This is a genomic window from Larsenimonas suaedae (genome assembly GCF_023712105.1).
GTDB classification, from domain to species: Bacteria; Pseudomonadota; Gammaproteobacteria; order Pseudomonadales; family Halomonadaceae; genus Larsenimonas; species Larsenimonas suaedae.
Genome location: NZ_JAMLJI010000004.1, coordinates 374,663 through 391,743, shown reverse-complemented (window position 1 = coordinate 391,743; position 17,081 = coordinate 374,663). Strand labels below are relative to the sequence as shown.

Here is a 17,081-nt window from a genome sequence, read left to right as displayed (position 1 = left end):
GTGAGTTATCCGAAATAATGGCCGAAAGACAAATCCGTTAGCACATTCCCTCTTCGATAAAACAAATCCCTCTTGACATACCCCGCCAGAAACGTTCTCTAACGCACTGTTCCCGTTCGCTTTTTTGTAAAGCACCGATTTTTTGCATCTTTATCACCCAATGCCACCGACCTGTGCGAACTTTTATCTCTGTCAAGCCCTCTTGTGGACAGTTTGGTGAATTATTTTTATTGACAGCGTATTCAACCCGTCACATCGGCCAGCGGCGACCCGACGTAGTTTTCGGCAAGCGCCGTCCGGCCGGCCACGGAATCGAGCGTGTATTTAAGCTCGGTGGCCTTGATTCGGCGAGTAAAGCCGTCTTCCTCGGGAAAGGAGTGCAGTAGGTGCGTCATCCACCAGGAAAAACGCACCGATTTCCACACCCGCTCAAGACACGTCGGGGTGTAAGCCTTAAGAAGCTCCTGACGGCCCTGGTGATAAAGCCCTGCCAGCACTCGAGCCAGAACCGAGACATCGCCGGCAGCCAGATTGAGCCCTTTCGCACCGGTCGGCGGCACGATATGCGCCGCGTCACCGACCAGAAAGAGCCGGCCATACTGCATCGGCTCGGTCACGCTGCTTCGAAGGGGGGCCAGGCTTTTCTCAAGTGAAGGCCCGGTTGTCAGTGCGCGCACGGCGCTTTCCGGCAGACGTGCACTGAGGGCGGACCAGAACCGATCGTCTGACCAGTCTTCCGGGTTCTCATCACGCGGGGCCTGAATGTAATAGCGACTGAGGGTCATTGATCGCATGCTGCACAACGCAAACCCCTGCTCGTGGCGGGCATAGATCAGCTCGTCATCGATGGGCGGGGTTTCGGACAGCACCCCGAGCCAGCCAAACGGGTAGGTATGCTCGAACACCGACAACCGCTCGGCGGGAATCGAGCGCCGACTGACACCGTGTGCGCCATCGCAGCCGGCCACGTAATCACAGTCGATGCGCACCTCGCTGCCCTCATGCACGAAGGTCACGTAGGGCGAGGCCGAGTCCGGCTCATGAATGGCAACGTCTGAGGCGTCATAAAAGCTCATGCCGCCCCAGGCCGTTCGCGCCTCCATCAGGTCGCGGGTCACCTCGGTCTGGCCGTACACGGTCACGTGCCGCCCCTGACTGTAATGGGTGAGATCGATCCGATGCAGCGTATTCTGATCCCCGATCTTTATGCCGTGATGCACCAGCCCTTTTCGAGCCAGACGCTCACCAACGCCGGCCTCGTGCAATAACGCCACCGTCCCGGACTCCAGCACGCCCGCTCGTATCCGAGACAGCACGTGCTCGGCCGAACGGTGCTCGATGATGACCGCGTCGATGCCATGGCGGTACAACAACTGCCCCAACAACAACCCCGAAGGTCCTGCTCCGATAATCGCGACACTGGTACGCATGTGTGCTCTCCTCCGCTCTTGAACCGATCAACGTGTGGTGCGAGGGGCCGGACTAGAAATCGAAAAAGACGGTCTCGCCCTCTCCCTGAAGCACGATGTCGAAGCGATATCGGATGCGCCCGCTGTCGCCAGGCTCAGGCGTCGCGATCAGGGTGCGCCGACGCGCCGGTGATTCGACCGCGTTCAGTACCGGGCAGCTCTCGTTGGCGCGCGTTTCATCGCCGAAATAGAGCCGGGTGTGAAGCGCGATATTGATGCCCCGGGCAAAAACACTAAGGGCGACGTGCGGCGCCATCATCTGCCCACGGGCGTCCGGGCAGGCCCCGGGCTTGATGGTATGAAACCGCCACTGGCCTTCGCCAAACGCATCCGGAGCGGCCCGGCCGAAGCTATTGAAGGCGTTGTCGTGCTGCCAGGCACTCTGGTAGGTCCCGTCGGCATCGGCCTGCCACGCCTCGATGAACACATCCCGCACGATGTCGCCGTTGCCATCGAACACCGTGCCGACCAGCTCGATCGGCGTGCCGTTGGCCTGGTCGGTGGCCATCGTATTGCCGATTTCGATCTCACGCAGGGGAAGACCCGCCACCTCGAGGGCAAGACCGATGTGCACGTAGGGCCCGGCGGTCTGGGACGGCGACTCACGGTAGATCAGATCACCCGGCGTCGCGGCCGGGTCCAACGGAATCAATTGGCTCATGGCTTACCCCTGATTTTCGAAATAGGTCTGAAACTGGCCACGCGTGACGATATCGAACCGATACGCCAGCGCATCCATCGGGCGGCTTCTGGCCAGATCGAGCTTGGCCGTCAGGGTGCGCACCGCATCCGGATCGTTGAGTGTGTGTACGATCGGGCAGTGCGGAATCAACGGATCGCCTTCGAAATAGAGCTGGGTAATCAACCGCGAGGACAGCGCCGGCCCCATGACCGACATGTGAATATGGGCCGGGCGCCAGCTGTTGACGTCGTTCGGCCAGGGATAAGGCCCGGGTCGAACGGTTCGAAACCGATACCAGCCCTGCTCATCGGTGATGGTGCGGCCGACGCCACCGAAGTTGGGGTCCAGCGGGGCCAGGTATTGATCCTTCTTGTGGCGGTAGCGGCCACCGGCATTGGCCTGCCACATTTCCACCAGCGTCTGGGGTACGGGCTTGCCGAACTGATCGAGCACCCGCCCGAACACCATGATCCGCTCTCCGACCGGCAGGCCGTCATGCTCGGTGCCCTGTCGAAAGTTCATCAAAAGATCGTTGTCGTGCGGGCCAAGCGTCATGCGCTCGAATGAGGGGCCGGTCAACTCGGTAGCGGTCGGGTTTTGAAGGCTGACCAGGGCCTGTCGCGGCGAGCGCGGCACCGAGGTCTTGTACCCCGGCGCATAGGCCGGCGGGTGCCAGCGCCGATCGCGCTGTAGGTACCTGGGGGGTGTGGGTCGAGTCATGCAAGCCTCCTGAGCCAACGGTCGACGGAGCAGTCGCTCCTTGATCACTCCATTGTGGCGCGGCGGGGCCACCTGCCAATTGAAATGATCGGGAGGGCCTATAACTCCGGGGCTATATTCTCCAAAGGTCGATTGACCGAACGTCGAAGGGGGTTTGCGGAAACGATAACCGCTCTACTGAAGCAGGGGGTCAGGGCGTGGGTGGGCGGCGGCTTCCTGCCGGAACAGCTCGCAGAGCTGCTCAGCGCCGCGCTCAAGCGTCTGTGCCGGGTTGGTGCAGAGCCCTACCGACCCGCCTCGGGCCTCGAGGGACACCAGCAATCGAAGCGTCGAGTGGGCATCGGCCAAATCATGGCGAATCGCGTCGAGCGGGGCCACCCACAGCGCATCGGAGAGGCCGACGTAGCGCCGCGAGAGCGGCAGCGATAACGTTTCCAGCGCAATGCGTGACGGCGAGCCGCCCGCCTCGACCCAGAACTGCTCGATGCGGTCGCGAAGCGTTGTGCCCGGCGGCGGCACCACCCAGGCAAACCGGGCAAGCACCTCCATCGACAGCGCCTCACGGGCCACACCTGCCAGCGGATGACCGTCTCGTGCCACCAGCACCAACGGCTCGTGAAACAGATGCTCGAAATGCAGATCGCGGATCGCGCCGGCCTCGCTCATTCGCCCCACCACCAGATCCAGCTTGCCAAGGCGAAGTTCTGACAGCAGATACCGGCTGGAGCCGGTGGTCACCTGCGCCTGAAGCCGCGGCAGCACCTCATGGGTTCGGGCAAGCACCCGAGGCAACAGGCCATCTTCGACCGAGGAGAGCGCGCCGATGCGCACCACCGCCTGTTCGTTGATGCGTGCAACCGAGGCCATGCCCTGCTCAAGCCCCTGAAGCGCGGGGCCTGCGTAACGTAAAAACGCACGCCCCGAAGCGGTCAGCGCCATGCCCTTCGGGCTTCGAGCGAAGAGCTCCGCATCGAGCAGCGTCTCAAGCTCACGAATCGTCTTCGAAAGCCCGGGCTGGCTGATCGACAGATTGGCCGATGAGCGCACCAGGCTTCGCGTGGCCGCGACGTCCAGAAAGGCCGTTAGATGACGAAGTTTGATTCGAGCGTTCAGCATTCACGGCTCCCGGCGAAACGGTGGGTCTGAACGCGGGCTTTCCCAGCGCTCATCCCTTGATGCTGTCTATAAGGCCGCCGCACACCGAACGCACTCAGTGTCACAGCGCGGTAAGCGTCTCGCCCCACCCCTGTTCCCTGGCGAGCTTGAACGCATGATTTGCCGCCGGTACGCCCGCATAGATCGCCACATGCGTCAGCGCCTGGCGAAGCTCGGCCTCTTCGAGTCCGATGCGTTTGGCGGTGTTTAAATGAAGGACCAGTTCACCGTCACGTCCGAGCGCGGCCAGCACCGCGATCGTGATCATGCTGCGCTCGCGGTGGGCAAGGTCCGGGTTGCCCCAGAGCTCGCCCCAGGCCAGCCGGGTAATCATCTGCTGAAACGGCTGATCGAGGGTGGTCGCGCCCTGGCGTGCGCGCGCGACGTGCGCCTCCCCCAGCACCGAGGTGCGGGTATCGAGGCCACGTTCATAGCTTACGCCGTGCGCGCCGACCTGCGACCGAGCTGACGACAGGCACGAGCGCACCCAGGAAGTCATGCGCGCTGGCGCCTCGACTGATGGCACATGGGCGACGCCATCAAGTACGGCAAGCGGCGCACCGCCAAGAATCCCCGCCAGCGCCTCGAGCGTGGCTGGCGGTGTCGACATATCGGCCTCACCGGCCAACAGAAAGACAGGCGTGTCCGTGGGGGCCGTGCAGCCCGTAAAATCCGTCGCGCCGAGCAGCTCACAGAGCCGGGCGTAACTTTCAGCGTCGGTGCGAGCAAGCTGCGTCTGCCAGCCGGCAAGTGCCGCCGGGCGCTCCCTGATGAAGCCATCCGCGAACCAGCGCCCACTAAGCTCTTTCCCCATGCCCGCGAGGCCTTCGCGTCGCACACGCTCGGCGCGGGTCTGCCAGGCCTCGGGGGAGCCGATGACAGCGCCGGTGTTGGTCAACATCAACGCCGTCAACCGGTCCGGAACGGCCCGCCGCAGCGCCTGACCGATGACACCACCCACTGACGTGCCAAGGTACGTGAACCGCTCGATCTCAAGCGCATCGAGCAGCGCCACGGCCTCCTCGGCCAGATCGTCCGCCGTGATCGCACAGTCAAGCGGGCTGCTGGCGCCATGGCCCGGCAGATCCCAGCTGATCACGCGGTAGCGACCGGCAAGCGAGGCGGCAAGCTCATCCCAGACTGCCTGACTCATCCCGAGCGGATGGCCCAGCAACAGCGCCTTGAGCGTGGCACCGCCAGTGTCCCGGTAGGCGATGTACCGCCCGTTGAACTCGAAGAACTTCATCGACATCCCCTCTCGAAAACTGCACTCGATAAACCACGTTCGAAAAAACGCTCGAAAAACCACGCTCAAAAAGAATGGCCCCGCTGACCGGGCCGCTCGCTCAGACGCGCTCGATAACCATCGCGATGCCCTGACCGACCCCAATGCACATGGTGCAAAGCCCATAACGTCCACCGGTGCGCGTAAGCTCATAGGCCGCAGCCGAGACGATTCGCGCGCCCGACATGCCAAGCGGATGCCCGAGCGCGATGGCACCGCCGTTCGGGTTGACCCGGGCATCGTCATCGGCAAGCCCGAGCTCACGCATGCAGGCGAGCGCCTGAGCCGCGAAGGCCTCATTCAACTCGATCACATCCATCTGCTCAAGCGTAAGCCCCAGCCGCTTGAGCACGGCCCGGGTGGCCGGCACCGGCCCCATGCCCATGATGTCCGGGTCAACGCCGGCCGTGGCCATGCCCAATACGCGCACCAGAGGGGTCAGCGAATGCCGCGACAGCGCGGCCTCGTTGGCCATGACCATGGCGGCGGCGCCATCATTGACGCCGGAGGCATTGCCCGCCGTGACGGTTCCGCCCGCTCGAAAGGGGGTGGGCAGCGCGCCGAGCGTTTCAAGCGTGGTATCGGCGCGGGGGTGCTCATCCTGATCGACAATCAGCGGCGCCTGCTTGCGTCGCGGCACCTCGATTGGAACGACTCCCTCCCCCAGTCGCCCCGACTGCTGGGCCGCGGCGGTTTTCTGCTGTGAGCGGTAGGCGAACAGATCCTGATCCTCGCGCGACACACCAAAGCGCTCGGCCACGTTTTCAGCGGTTTCCGGCATCGAGTGCGTGCCGTACATTTTTTCCATGGCCGGGTTGATGAAACGCCAGCCGATGGTGGTGTCCTCGAGCTGCTGACCGCGGCCGAACGCCGACGACGCCTTGCCCATGACGTAGGGCGCGCGCGACATCGACTCGACGCCGCCGGCAAGCATCAGCTCGGCCTCCCCGGCCCGGATGGCACGCGCGGCGGTGCCGATGGCGTCCATTCCCGAACCACACAGCCGATTGACGGTGCCGCCAGGCACAGCGGTCGGAAGCCCCGCCAGCAGCAGTGCCATGCGGGCCACGCTTCGGTTGTCTTCGCCGGCCTGGTTGGCACAGCCAAGAATCACGTCGTCGATCGCCGCCGGATCGAGCCCCGGATGCTGGCCAAGTACCGCCTCGATCAGCCGGGCGGCGAGGTCATCGGGGCGTATCGATGACAGCGCCCCGCCGAACCGGCCCACCGGCGAGCGCAGCGGCGCACACAGATACACGTCGGTCATGACGCACGCTCCTGCTCGGTAGCCTCACCGGCGTGGTGGCGCTCGGTGCGCGCTTTCAGCGCGCGCAGCACCTCGATTTCTTCCGCACTCGGCGCAGGCGTCGTCCCGACCGACTCGGCAAACCGCACCGGCCAGCCGGTCGCCTCGATCACCGCCTCGCGAGTAACACCTGGGTGCAGCTCAGTGACGATCAGCTCCCGGGTCTCGGGGTCCGGTCGCATCACGCAGAGGTCGGTGATGACCCGCGTCGGCCCCTTGCCAAGGTGCCGGGCGGTCTCCGGATGCACGTTGTCTCGCGCCGTGCCGTCGCGGCCGAATCCGAGCGTGGTCACGAAATCCACCGCCTCCACGAAGGTACGCCTGGAGTGTTTAACCATCACGAAGACTTCCTTCGAGTTGGTCGCGATCTCCGGCGCCCCGCCGCCGCCCGGCAGACGCACCTTGGGTTCGCGGTAATCCCCGATCAACGTGGTATTGAGGTTGGCGTACTTGTCGATCTGGGCGGTGCCGAGAAACCCGACGTCGACCCGGCCGCCCTGCAGCCAGTACCGGAACATCTCCGGCACCGCCACCGTGGTCAGTGCGGTCTCACAGAGCTCGCCATCGCCAATGGACAGCGGCAGCACGTCCGGCCGGGTCTGAAGCGTGCCGGACTCATAGATCAACACGGTTTCGGGGGCGTGAGTCAGGCGTGCCAGGTTGGCCGCCTCACTGGGCAGACCGATACCGACAAAGCAGGTGGTGCGGTTATTCAGTGCCCGCGAGGCGGTCACGGTCATCATTTCCGAAGGGGTCACATCCAGTGCGGTACTCATTGGCTCGCTCCCTGCGCGTCAGCGTTCAGAACGTGTTGGGTCATCCAGTCCGCGAAGGTGTCGCGGTCTCGGGCGATGGCGTCCCAGCGCCTGTAGAACGTGTTGTCACGCGGGTAATAACCGTGGGTGTAGGACGGCGCCGCGCCCATGGGCACAACGGATATGGCCGAAATGGCCCACTCCGGCAGCACGCAGGCGTTGGGGCCGGCGCCGAGCTCATCGACCACTTCCTCGACCGTTACAATGCTGTGCGTCGCGGCGAGTACCGCCTCCTTCTGGACGCCCACGATGCCCTCGATCAAAACGTTGCCGTGGCGGTCGGCCTTCTGGGCATGAACGATCGAGACGTCCGGGCGAATCGAGGGCACGGCCGCCAGTTCTTCGCCGGTAAACGGGCAGGTGATCGACTTGATCTGATCGTTGACCTTGGGCAGGTCACTCCCGATGAACCCGCGCAATACCGCGAACGGAAGCCCTGCGGCCCCGGCCTCATAGGCGCAGGCCATGGCCGCGTGGCTGTGCTCGACGATGGTCAACGGCACCGGATAGTGCTTTTCCACGGCGTCGCGCAGACGATGCAGTGATCCCACGCCCGGGTTGCCGCCCCAGGAAAAGATCAGTTTCGACGCACACCCCATCCCGATCAGCTGGTCATAGATCAGATCCGGCGTCATTCGAATCAGCGTCAGATCACGCTTTTTCTGACGAATGACTTCGTGACCGGCCGCAAAGGGAATCAGGTGTGTGAACCCCTCCATCGCGACCGTGGCACCATCACTTACGAAGCGGGAGACCGCTTCCTGGAGGCTCAAGAACTCTGCCATGGTGACTCACCCTGTTTAGAGCGGCCGGAGACGCGGCCACATGTTCGCATAAAGAACTTTTATTTGCATAACGAACAAAGTATGCGGATCACCCTGCCCCGTCAACCACATGAAAAAGGGCGCCCGAGGGCGCCCTTTTGCGTAGCTGATGGCTTTAATGCCTGACTAATCATTGGTTTAACCAGGGCGAAAGCCAGTCATGAGTGCGATCGACCTGAGCGAGGCTGCTACCAAGGTATAGGGAAGGATCAGTGGCACGCGCGAGCGTCTCCCGCGTCAGCGCCGAATGGACCCTCGCGTCCTCGAACAGCACCTCCGCGTAATCGCGGCGAGTTCGCTGGGCCTCGAGCGCCGCGTCGCGGGCAAGCCGGCTGGCCTCATTGCTTTCCATGCAGGTGCCAAGAAGCCGCGTTACCGGCTCCGCCATGACCGCACCACCGGTCAGTGAGAGATTGTCCGCCATGCGCACCGGATGAACCTCGAGCCCCCTCATAAGGTGCGCCACGCTTTCCATCAGCCCCTCGAGAAGAGCCACCGACTCGAGCAGCGGCGCCCACTCGGCGTGCCACTCCCCCAGACCGCGCTCCAGCGGCTGTGCGCCGGCCTGATACAGCGTGGCCGCATGACCGTGTATCTGGCGCGCCGCCCTTTTTATTCGGGCGCACGCGACCGGATTTCGCTTGTGCGGCATCGAGGACGACCCGCCAACGCCGTCCTCCACCGGCTCACTGACCTCGCCAAGCTCGGTCTGGGTCAGAAGCGCCACATCCGTGGCGATCTTCTCGCCCGCGACCGCAACGCGGTCAAGCGCGGACGCCAGCGCAAGGATCGGCTGGCGCTGGGTATGCCAGGGCAGCAGCGGCACGGAAAGACCGAGCCGCCTGGCCATGTCATCCATGAGTTCGAGCCCGGTCTCCTCAAGCCCCGAATGCACGCCGACGGCGCCGCCGAACTGCACGAAAAGCCCGGACCGGCGAATCTCCGAAAGCGCCGCCCCCGCCTGCCCGAGACCATACAGCCAGTGCGCCACGCTCACCCCGAACGTGACCGGCAACGCCTGCTGCATCAGCGTGCGTCCGGCCATCGGCGTCGAGCGGTGCTCGCGCATCAACGCGTCACCGTCAGTCAGCGCCGTTCGAATCAATGTGTCGATGCGCAAAAGCCTGGGCGACAGCACCAGCATCAATGCGGTATCGACCAGATCCTGACTCGTCGCCCCACGATGAATGTGTTCGCGCAGCGCCTCCGGCAATGCCCGCTTGGCCTGCTTGACGAAGGGAATGGCCATGTTGCCCCCCTCGACGACCCCCTGTGCCAGCGCCTCGATATCCCAGTCGACGTGTGATAGCGCCTGTTCGAGCGCTTGCGCGGTGCCTTCCGGCAAAAGCGCCCGGGCTTCCTCGGCCTCGGCAAGGACCACTTCGACCCGGACCATGGCATCGACCAACGCCTGGGCCGACAGCGCCTGCACTGCGGTCTTGCTCATGAAGGGATGGTGAACGAGTTGCTGGTACATGCGGTATGCTCCTGATAAACCGTCATCTCAATGCAAACTTTAATTCGCACAGCGAACACATGCGCTACCATAGCATGCCCGACGCCCCGTGACGCCTAGATCCAAGGAGAAACCATGACGCCTAACGACACCGACGAGACCATTGGCCCGGATGACCGCGATTTCGTGACGGCGCTGGCCAGCGGCCTGGAGGTGATGCTGGCCTTCGATGCCGACCACCCGCGCATGACACTGAGCGAAGTCGCCACGCGCACCGGCATGAATCGGGCCCGGGCGCGGCGCTTTCTTCTGACACTGCATGCGCTTGGGTACGTGCGAAAGCAGCAGCGTCATTTCGAACTGGCACCGAAAACCCTACAGCTTGGCTATTCGTTTCTCTCCGCCAACGGCTATCGGGGGGTGATTCAGCAGCACCTCGAAGACATCACAGAGGCCACCGGCGAGTCGTCCTCGCTGGGCGTGCTCGAGGGCGACAGCGTGACCTACGTTGCGCGCTCTTCGGCCCGCCATCGCCTGATGGCGATCACGCTGTCGATCGGCACCCGCCTGCCGGCGCTCTACACCTCGATGGGCCGCGTACTGCTTGCCCGACTGGACGATGAGGCGCTCAGCGAGCGGTTGGCAACGATTGAATTCACGGCCCATACCGAGCACAGCCTGACCACCCGCGAGGCCGTGATGAGCGAGCTTGAGCGCGTTCGAGCCGACGGCTATTGCATCGTGGATCAGGAGCTTGATTCAGGCCTTCGATCGCTTGCCGTGCCGGCATTCGACACCCACGGGCACCTGATCGGCGCCCTGAACATCAGCACCAATGCGGCCCGCGTGGACATGGCCACGCTGACCGAGCGGTTTCTGCCGCTGCTTCAGGAGAAGGCGGCGCTGATTGCCCGTCAGGTCAGCTAAGGAGCCTCAGTTGGTTATCAACGCTGAAAGCGCCAACCGATAGCCCTGGCTCCCAAGGCCCATGACGATGCCATCTGCGCGGCTCGAGACATAGGAATGGTGGCGAAATGGCTCGCGGGTGTGAATGTTGGAAAGATGCACCTCGATCACCTTGCCATCAAACGCCTTCAGCGCATCTAGGATGGCAACGGAGGTGTGCGAGTAGGCGGCCGGATTGATGATGATGGCGTCCACGCCATCGGTGCGCGCCTGTTGGATTACATCCACCAGGGCGCCTTCATGGTTACTTTGAAATGACGAGAGCGTGATGTTGGCGGCGTCCGCCTGAGTGGCCAGCGCCGTGTTGATGTCATCAAGGGTTTCATGCCCGTAGATGTCGGGCTCTCGAGTCCCCAGTAGATTCAGATTGGGTCCGTGCACTACCAGTACGTTCATGATGTCGGTGTCATTTTGTCGGCGGTGAGGTGAAATGCACCGTGACATGAAGGTGCATCGAGGGTGGGCAAACCAGGAAACGGCCTGCGCCTTGCTGTGCGCCCTATCTTCACAAAAAACGCAGAACGTAGCGACCCCGGACTACCGGGCGCTTGATTCGAGCGCGGAGACCGCCCGGCCATTCTTGCAGGTGGTGTCGAAATCGAACCAGCCGCCCAGGTTCTGCTGGCCGCTGTGAACGACCACCTTCAGCCGCCAGCGCATGTGGGGCACGTTGCACCAGTCAAGCGGCAGCCGGCCAACGAACCGGTGGGGGGCGATTTTATCAAGCGTCATGGTTTCGACGACGCGCCCTCGATCACGCGCCTCAAGTAGAACATCAACCTTTGATGGCTTCAGTGAGCTGACCGAGGCCTGAATCAGGGCGTCGTGCACGGTCTCGCGTTTATCAAGCGACAGCGAGATCTCGCCGCGCTGACCAAGCGATGCGGTGCAGCGTCGTTCAGCCACATTGCAAAACGGATTGGTGGGGTACCAGGTAATCTGGTGGGAGCTGCCCACGCCCAGGTAGTAATTGCCAAGATACCCAAGCGCCACGATGACCGTGACCAGCGTCACCAGAATCAACGCGTTGAGCGTTTTCGAACGGCGCATGTCCTCGCGCGGCGGTCTATCCGGCATGGGCTCTCCCGAGAGCAGTTTTATACGTGCACTCCGTCGGCATCGACCAGAGCGTTCGGGCTCGCGTGCCCGTGCATGAAGGCCTGGATATTACCGAAGGTGACCTCGGCGATTTCCGTGAGCGCTTCCTGAGTAAAAAAGCCCTGATGCCCGGTCACCAGTACGTTTGGAAAGGTCATCAGCCGCTGAAAAATATCGTCTTCGATAATGTCGTCAGAGTGATCATTGAAGAAGATGCCCCCTTCCTGCTCGTAGACGTCAATGGCCAACGCCCCGAGATGGCGCATCTTCAGGGCGGAGATGACCGCAGGCGTATCGATCAACCCGCCGCGGGAGGTGTTGATCAGCATCGCACCGGGTTTCATCGAGGCCAGCGCCTCGGCATCGATCAGGTGGTGCGTGGCCGGAAGCAAGGGGCAGTGAAGGCTAACCACATCCGATTCGGACAGCAAGGTCTCAAGCGGCACCAGCGTGCCGATGTCCTTGAAGGCCTCGGCGGGGTACGGGTCATGGCCGAGCACCCGACAGCCGAAGCCTTTCATGATGCGGGCAAGCGCCAGTCCGATCTTGCCGGTGCCGACAATACCGACCGTCTTGCCGTGAAGCGTCATGCCAAGCAGGCCATCAAGCTGAAAATTGCCCTCGCGCACTCGGTTGAATGCCCGATGAATGCGCCGATTGAGCGTCTGGATCAATGCCACGGCGTGCTCTGCCACGGCTTCAGGGGAATAGGCCGGTACGCGGGCAACATGCATTCCAAGCGCGTGCGCCTTATCGAGATCCACGTTGTTGAAACCGGCACAGCGCAGAACGATCAGCGTCACGCCCTGGCGGGCGAGAATCGTAAGGACCTCGGCATCGAGCACATCGTTGACGAAGACACAGACACCGTCGCTGTCGTCGGCAAGCGCGGCGGTCTCCTGCGTCAGCGCCGCCGACTGATAGGTAAAGGACACGAGCGATTCAGTGCCGGAGTGGTCGGTGCACAGGTCGAAAAACCGACGGTCATAGGGTTGAGCACTAAACACGGTAACCTTCATTGCAATCCCTTCTTGATAAGCCCGGATGAGGCGCAGCGGATCACTGCGCCGAACAATCGCACGGCGGCCGTCAGGTACAACAGGCCACCGTATTTCGCGCAAGGATACGTCGCGCATTCACAATGAAACGCTTAATAAAGAAGGCCGTAAAGGGGTGGGATGTCGCAGAAGAAGGTTAGCAATATTTTATATGAAAAAGATTATCAAATGACTTGAATAATCAACCGCACTTCTTTATCGTGGATTTCGGGTTGAGATTCAACCCGCGCTCTGACGGCCTCGCCGTCAGGGCACCTCCTCATCAAGCTAGTCACGGTCCTTATCAGCGCCACAGTTCATGTGGCGTTTTTTTATGCCTGATTTTTCTACACCTCGCCCTGCGCCTATCCAACGCGGCTTTAGGCCGGAACGACAGAGCAGCCCGCCGTTCCGTACCACGACCGATCAGCCGTTAGAGGCCGAACCCCAGACGCTTGAAAGCGCACCGGTCAGCATCGAGGAAACGCCCTCGGATTTGAAATAGCTCAACATGACAGGCGCAAACTGCCGAATCATGGATGCGTCCATGCCAAGAGACTGGAAGGTCGAGCCCAGCATGTTTGTGCCAGACGCACCGCCCGAGTCATTGCCTGAAAGCGCTTCGAGCGCTGAACTCATGGCCGAACTGGTGCGCGCGCTTGACATAAGGCCTGTGACACTCGGCGCCTGGTTGGAAAGCTGATTGAACTGATCGGTGCTGAGGCTCGACTTGGCCATCGCAAGCATCGATGCCGCGCCGCCAACGGCCTGCGTCGGGCTGACGCCGAGCTCACTGGAGAGCTTTTTGGTCAGATCCGCCGCCTTTGACAGATTGCTTTCGGTGGTATTGGCCGCAAATGCCGCCTGACGCTCTTGCGAGGCCTGTCCAAGCGTCGAGATGACGTGCTTGCCGCTCTCGCTGCTCATTGCATCATTGGCCGCCTTTTGCAGGTCAAACGCCATGGCAGGTGCAGCCGCCATACCAATGCAGAGTGCGACACCGGGCATCAGGTATTTTTTCATCGTTCCTCCGTGATTCATGATAAGTGCAACCGTAAGACACGGTTGCCTGCCAAGCATTCCCTTTAGGATAGAAAACAATTGCCCAAAGGCCAGCGGCCGCACGTATCGGCTGGTAACATGGCGCCTTGCTCCATTTTGATATCCGAGGTTGTTCTTGCCGGCCGATCAACGAAGCCCCTTGCTTGAAGGGCCCATTCTTGCCTCCCTGCTCAAGCTGGCCGTCCCCATCGTTTTCGCCAATATATTGCAATCGGCCTACCAGCTGATCGACGCCTTCTGGGTCGGGCGGCTGGGCGGTCAGGCGGTGGCGGCGGTTTCGGTCTGCACACCGGTCATCTTCTTTCTATTCGCACTCGGCTCCGGCTTCAGCGTGGCAGGCTCGACATTGATCGCCCAGTACATCGGCGCCAATCGCCAACGCGAGGCCGATCACGTGACCGCCCAGACACTGCTGATGGTCGTGATTGCCTCCGTGATTCTTGCAGTGCTTGGTCACCTCCTTGCGCCCCTGCTGCTCGATGGCTTGGGTATCACCGACGCCGTAAGACAGGACGCCCTGGCGTTTTTGCGCATCGCCCTGACCGGTACGGTATTCACGTTCGGGTTTTCAATGTGTCAGGCGCTTTTAAGAGGCGCCGGTGAAGTGCGGCTGCCGCTGTACATCGTCGCGGGCACCGTGGGGCTTAACGTGGTGCTGGACCCGCTGTTCATCTTTGGCTGGGGCGCATTCCCGGCACTTGGCGTGGCCGGCGCCGCGCTTGCCACGCTGGTCACACAGGGACTCGCCTTTGCGTGCGCCGTGGCTCTACTGGCACGGGGAAAACTCGGCATCCGATTGAGCTGGCGCAATATGCGCCCGGACACCGCCGTCATACGCCGCGCCTTTTCAATCGGCACGCCAGCCTCGATCGAGCTGTCGGCGCGGGCGCTTGCCATGAATGTCATGGTGGTTCTGGTCACAGGCTTCGACACCGCCATTACTGCCGCCTACGGGGTGGGCATGAACATCCTCGGGTTCATCGTCATCCCTGCCCTCGGGCTTTCGATGTCAACCGCCGCGGTCGTCGGTCAGAACATCGGCGCCGGGCTTTTGGAGCGGGCGCGCCACATTGCGCGCCTGAGTGGCGTGATCGCCTTTCTCACACTGAGCATCATTGGTGTGGCAATTTTCTTGAGCGCGCCGCAGCTTGTGGCCGTGTTCGTGCCGGAAGATCCGGAAGTAATCGAACACGGCGCCGAGTTCCTTCGTGTCGTCGCCCTGACCTTCGGGTTCATGGGGTTTCAGATGGTGCTGACGGGGGCGTTCAGGGCTGCGGGCAAGACATTGATACCCATGACCCTGACGCTGATTTCCCAATGGGGCGTCCAGTTTCCACTGGCGTTCGTGCTTTCAAGCGCCACGCCGCTCGGGGGCGCAGGCATCTGGTGGGCCTTTCCGATTACCAATGTGGCGACCGCGCTGATCACCTGGCTGTGGTTTGCCAAGGGTCACTGGCTCACCGCTACGCTTGCGCATGAGGCACCGACGTCAAAACAGGCCACCTCCGACCGGCCTGCATGACGCCATCGCCCACAGCAGTCCTAGAAGCGCTCGGCGGAAGCCGCTTGCCAATGCGCCTGCCAGGGTTCGGCCAATGCCTCGCCACGGATCAGCTCGCCCTCGGAAAGGATTGGCCCGATCATGTGATCGTAGGAGGTGGCCGGCGCATAGCGCGAGCGGTGCTGGATCATGTGCGGCGTCAATTGCGCGGGTGAATCCAGCCCCATGGCGCCGACCATGTTGAAAAACGAGGTAATGGTGGCCGAATGAAACGTCGCCACGCGCTGATATTTCTCTTCGACGTCCAGTGCCTGAGAGCGTCGTGGATCCTGCGTGGCAACACCGGTCGGGCACTGATTGGTGTGGCAACGCCGGGACTGGATGCAGCCGACGGCAAACATGAAGGGGCGTGCGGCGTGGCAGATATCGGCTCCGAGTGCGTGCTTGACCACCATGTCATAGCCGAGCGCGACCTTGCCACTGGCAATCACTCGAATGTGCTCGCGCAGCCCACAGCCGGTCAGCGCCTGATCCACGAACGGCAGTGCCTCGTTGATGAAAAGGCCGAAACTGTCGGAAAATTCGGCAGGCGCCGCGCCAGTGCCGCCTTCCGCGCCATCGACCGTAATGAAATCCGGGTAGGTCCCGGTCTCGACCATCGCCTTGCAGATGCTTAAAAACTCGCTGCGCTTCCCAATGCAGAGCTTGAAGCCGACCGGCTTGCCACCGCTTAACTCACGAAGACGTGCAACGAACGCCAAAAGCCCCTTGGGCGTCGAAAACTCCGGGTGCGCGGCGGGAGACTCACACGCCTGCCCTACCTCGATCTTGCGGGTGTCGGCAATTTCCTCATTGACCTTGGACGCAGGAAGCAGCCCGCCGTGTGAGGGCTTGGCCCCCTGGGAGAGCTTGATCTCGATCATCTTGACCTGCTCGCCGCAGGCCTTTTCCTTGAAGGCCTCCGGGTCGAAGCGGCCGCCCTCGGTGCGACAGCCGAAGTAGCCGGTGCCCAGCTGCCAGATCAGGTCGCCACCGTACTTTTCATGGTAGGGGCTAATCGCGCCTTCGCCGGTGTCGTGCGCGAACCCGCCTTTCTTGGCGCCCTTGTTCATGGCAAGAATGGCGTTACCGGAAAGGGCTCCGAAGCTCATGCCGGAGATATTGAAAATCGAAGACTCATAGGGCGCCGTACATTGCGGCCCGCCCACCCGGATGCGCGCATGGGCCTGATCGACCTCTTTCGGCGACAGCGAGTGCGCCGAATAGTCATAGCCCGGGGCATCGACATCGCGCAGCGTGCCGAACGGCATGGCATCCGATGCGCCCTCGGCACGGGCGTTGATCAGCTGACGCTGCTCTCGGCTGAACGGACGGCCGCTGGATTCGGATTCGAAAAAATACTGGCGAAGCTCCGGGCGGATGAATTCAAGCAAATACCTGAGATGCCCAACGATCGGGTAGTTGGTCAGGACGTTGTAGCTCGAACTCAAATCCTTGATGCCAAGCGCTGTCAGGGCAAGCCAGACCACCCAAGCCAGATGCCACCAGGGCGAGACCAGCACCGCCAGCGCAGCGATGACGACGAATAACACGGCAACGGTTGTAAAAAATGCACGGCGGTACATGGCGCTCCTCAGATCAAATGACATCCTTGTTCGTGACTTAAGATAGAAGGCTTTGCCTGTACACGCCTGTACGGCCCTCA

General features: G+C 62.3%; 16 protein-coding genes. 2 read left to right on the top strand and 14 right to left on the bottom strand.

Going from position 1 to position 17,081, the window contains the following annotated elements:
- Positions 1–242 precede the first annotated feature (242 nt).
- The 9 genes from pobA to NAT49_RS13600 form a co-directional block, all read right to left on the bottom strand.
- Positions 243–1,430, bottom strand: a complete 1,188-nt coding sequence (gene pobA, locus NAT49_RS13640; RefSeq protein WP_251595132.1) for a 4-hydroxybenzoate 3-monooxygenase — start codon at positions 1,428–1,430, stop codon at positions 243–245.
- A gap of 52 nt (positions 1,431–1,482) precedes the next feature.
- Complete coding sequence (gene pcaG, locus NAT49_RS13635; protein ID WP_251595130.1) at positions 1,483–2,130, bottom strand: protocatechuate 3,4-dioxygenase subunit alpha; 648 nt, start codon at positions 2,128–2,130, stop codon at positions 1,483–1,485.
- A 3-nt stretch (positions 2,131–2,133) separates the two neighbouring features.
- Entirely contained in the window at positions 2,134–2,871 is a 738-nt protein-coding gene (pcaH, locus tag NAT49_RS13630; RefSeq protein ID WP_251595128.1) for a protocatechuate 3,4-dioxygenase subunit beta, read from the bottom strand.
- A gap of 174 nt (positions 2,872–3,045) precedes the next feature.
- Positions 3,046–3,987 carry a LysR substrate-binding domain-containing protein gene (locus NAT49_RS13625; protein WP_251595126.1) on the bottom strand — a complete coding sequence of 314 codons (942 nt, stop codon included), beginning with the start codon at positions 3,985–3,987 and terminating at the stop codon, positions 3,046–3,048.
- 100 nt (positions 3,988–4,087) lie between these two features.
- A complete protein-coding gene (pcaDC, locus tag NAT49_RS13620; protein WP_251595124.1) occupies positions 4,088–5,272 on the bottom strand; it encodes a bifunctional 3-oxoadipate enol-lactonase/4-carboxymuconolactone decarboxylase PcaDC in 1,185 nt (394 codons plus the stop codon).
- A 100-nt stretch (positions 5,273–5,372) separates the two neighbouring features.
- Positions 5,373–6,578 carry a 3-oxoadipyl-CoA thiolase gene (gene pcaF / locus NAT49_RS13615; RefSeq protein WP_251595122.1) on the bottom strand — a complete coding sequence of 402 codons (1,206 nt, stop codon included), beginning with the start codon at positions 6,576–6,578 and terminating at the stop codon, positions 5,373–5,375.
- Positions 6,575–7,393: a CoA-transferase subunit beta gene (locus NAT49_RS13610; RefSeq protein ID WP_251595120.1), complete on the bottom strand. Its 819-nt coding sequence runs from the start codon at positions 7,391–7,393 to the stop codon at positions 6,575–6,577. Before NAT49_RS13610 ends, pcaF begins: the two co-directional genes overlap by 4 nt.
- The gene (locus NAT49_RS13605) at positions 7,390–8,217 is read right to left on the bottom strand and encodes a CoA transferase subunit A (protein WP_251595117.1); all 828 of its coding nucleotides are present in this window, start codon (positions 8,215–8,217) and stop codon (positions 7,390–7,392) included. Before NAT49_RS13605 ends, NAT49_RS13610 begins: the two co-directional genes overlap by 4 nt.
- 169 nt (positions 8,218–8,386) lie before the next feature.
- Entirely contained in the window at positions 8,387–9,733 is a 1,347-nt protein-coding gene (locus tag NAT49_RS13600; protein ID WP_251595115.1) for a class-II fumarase/aspartase family protein, read from the bottom strand.
- Between the two features lie 114 nt (positions 9,734–9,847).
- Between NAT49_RS13600 and NAT49_RS13595 the strand changes: the two genes are divergently transcribed.
- Positions 9,848–10,639, top strand: coding sequence for an IclR family transcriptional regulator domain-containing protein (locus NAT49_RS13595; protein WP_251595113.1), 792 nt, complete (start codon positions 9,848–9,850; stop codon positions 10,637–10,639).
- A gap of 6 nt (positions 10,640–10,645) precedes the next feature.
- Here the strand turns inward: NAT49_RS13595 and aroQ are convergent, their stop codons facing one another.
- The 4 genes from aroQ to NAT49_RS13575 all read right to left on the bottom strand — a co-directional run bounded on the left by aroQ (position 10,646) and on the right by NAT49_RS13575 (position 13,836).
- Positions 10,646–11,074, bottom strand: coding sequence for a type II 3-dehydroquinate dehydratase (aroQ, locus tag NAT49_RS13590; protein WP_251595111.1), 429 nt, complete (start codon positions 11,072–11,074; stop codon positions 10,646–10,648).
- A 141-nt stretch (positions 11,075–11,215) separates the two neighbouring features.
- Positions 11,216–11,755: a hypothetical protein gene (locus NAT49_RS13585; RefSeq protein WP_251595109.1), complete on the bottom strand. Its 540-nt coding sequence runs from the start codon at positions 11,753–11,755 to the stop codon at positions 11,216–11,218.
- A 20-nt stretch (positions 11,756–11,775) separates the two neighbouring features.
- Complete coding sequence (locus tag NAT49_RS13580) at positions 11,776–12,795, bottom strand: 2-hydroxyacid dehydrogenase (protein ID WP_251595107.1); 1,020 nt, start codon at positions 12,793–12,795, stop codon at positions 11,776–11,778.
- Positions 12,796–13,239: 444 nt separating this feature from the next.
- Complete coding sequence (locus NAT49_RS13575; RefSeq protein WP_251595105.1) at positions 13,240–13,836, bottom strand: DUF2780 domain-containing protein; 597 nt, start codon at positions 13,834–13,836, stop codon at positions 13,240–13,242.
- A 178-nt stretch (positions 13,837–14,014) separates the two neighbouring features.
- Between NAT49_RS13575 and NAT49_RS13570 the strand changes: the two genes are divergently transcribed.
- A complete protein-coding gene (locus NAT49_RS13570) occupies positions 14,015–15,397 on the top strand; it encodes an MATE family efflux transporter (protein WP_251595103.1) in 1,383 nt (460 codons plus the stop codon).
- A 20-nt stretch (positions 15,398–15,417) separates the two neighbouring features.
- Here the strand turns inward: NAT49_RS13570 and NAT49_RS13565 are convergent, their stop codons facing one another.
- Complete coding sequence (locus tag NAT49_RS13565; RefSeq protein WP_251595101.1) at positions 15,418–17,025, bottom strand: FMN-binding glutamate synthase family protein; 1,608 nt, start codon at positions 17,023–17,025, stop codon at positions 15,418–15,420.
- Between the last annotated feature and the right edge of the window lie 56 nt (positions 17,026–17,081).

What these genes read in the sequence shown, in the direction of transcription:
- pcaDC (WP_251595124.1), bottom strand. Translation starts at nt 5,272, where the DNA reads ATGAAGTTCTTCGAGTTCAACGGGCGGTACATCGCCTACCGGGACACT.
- NAT49_RS13605 (WP_251595117.1), bottom strand. Translation starts at nt 8,217, where the DNA reads ATGGCAGAGTTCTTGAGCCTCCAGGAAGCGGTCTCCCGCTTCGTAAGT.
- pcaF (WP_251595122.1), bottom strand. Translation starts at nt 6,578, where the DNA reads ATGACCGACGTGTATCTGTGTGCGCCGCTGCGCTCGCCGGTGGGCCGG.
- NAT49_RS13625 (WP_251595126.1), bottom strand. Translation starts at nt 3,987, where the DNA reads ATGCTGAACGCTCGAATCAAACTTCGTCATCTAACGGCCTTTCTGGAC.
- NAT49_RS13595 (WP_251595113.1), top strand. Translation starts at nt 9,848, where the DNA reads ATGACGCCTAACGACACCGACGAGACCATTGGCCCGGATGACCGCGAT.
- aroQ (WP_251595111.1), bottom strand. Translation starts at nt 11,074, where the DNA reads ATGAACGTACTGGTAGTGCACGGACCCAATCTGAATCTACTGGGGACT.
- NAT49_RS13610 (WP_251595120.1), bottom strand. Translation starts at nt 7,393, where the DNA reads ATGAGTACCGCACTGGATGTGACCCCTTCGGAAATGATGACCGTGACC.
- NAT49_RS13600 (WP_251595115.1), bottom strand. Translation starts at nt 9,733, where the DNA reads ATGTACCAGCAACTCGTTCACCATCCCTTCATGAGCAAGACCGCAGTG.
- pobA (WP_251595132.1), bottom strand. Translation starts at nt 1,430, where the DNA reads ATGCGTACCAGTGTCGCGATTATCGGAGCAGGACCTTCGGGGTTGTTG.
- NAT49_RS13585 (WP_251595109.1), bottom strand. Translation starts at nt 11,755, where the DNA reads ATGCCGGATAGACCGCCGCGCGAGGACATGCGCCGTTCGAAAACGCTC.
- pcaH (WP_251595128.1), bottom strand. Translation starts at nt 2,871, where the DNA reads ATGACTCGACCCACACCCCCCAGGTACCTACAGCGCGATCGGCGCTGG.
- NAT49_RS13575 (WP_251595105.1), bottom strand. Translation starts at nt 13,836, where the DNA reads ATGAAAAAATACCTGATGCCCGGTGTCGCACTCTGCATTGGTATGGCG.
- pcaG (WP_251595130.1), bottom strand. Translation starts at nt 2,130, where the DNA reads ATGAGCCAATTGATTCCGTTGGACCCGGCCGCGACGCCGGGTGATCTG.
- NAT49_RS13565 (WP_251595101.1), bottom strand. Translation starts at nt 17,025, where the DNA reads ATGTCATTTGATCTGAGGAGCGCCATGTACCGCCGTGCATTTTTTACA.
- NAT49_RS13580 (WP_251595107.1), bottom strand. Translation starts at nt 12,795, where the DNA reads ATGAAGGTTACCGTGTTTAGTGCTCAACCCTATGACCGTCGGTTTTTC.